Origin of the sequence: Campylobacter sp. 2018MI34 (assembly GCF_016598975.1) — a bacterium.
Lineage (GTDB): Bacteria > Campylobacterota > Campylobacteria > Campylobacterales > Campylobacteraceae > Campylobacter_D.
This window is the reverse complement of sequence record NZ_JAENKS010000196.1, coordinates 1-416: the sequence shown is the minus strand read 5'-3', so window position 1 is coordinate 416 and position 416 is coordinate 1. Positions and strand designations below refer to the sequence as shown.

The 416-nt window shown below is 65.1% G+C and carries 1 protein-coding gene; it reads left to right on the top strand.

Annotated elements, in window-relative coordinates:
* Positions 1-416: hypothetical protein (locus JG676_RS08410; RefSeq protein ID WP_200217955.1), on the top strand; the 416-nt coding region annotated here is incomplete at both ends.

The window sequence follows — 416 nt, the reverse complement described above, 5'->3', positions numbered from 1 at the left end:
GGGCAATGCCGACATGTCGAGCTCGGCGTCGATCACGACGTACGCGCTGACCAATATGGCAACCGGCTCGATCGATCTTTACGGCAGCGACACGGGCGAAGGTCGATTGACTGCCGGGTCGCTGTCCAATGCCGGCCTCATCACCGTGCACGCCGGCGGCGCGCTCGACATCACCGGAGACCTTGGGTTGGAAGGCGATTCCTCCCTGACCGGGGAGGATGGTGGAGCCTTCACGACGGGCGCCATCACCACCGTCCTGAAGGGCGGCGACGGCACCATCAGCATCATCGACATGCAGGGCCAGTCCTTTGAAAGCCAGTACAGGATCGTCGTCGAATCGGGCACCCTGCGGTTCATCGGCACCGCCGGCACCGCGACGCCGGAACTGACGGGCGCGGGCATCATCCAAGGCGAGG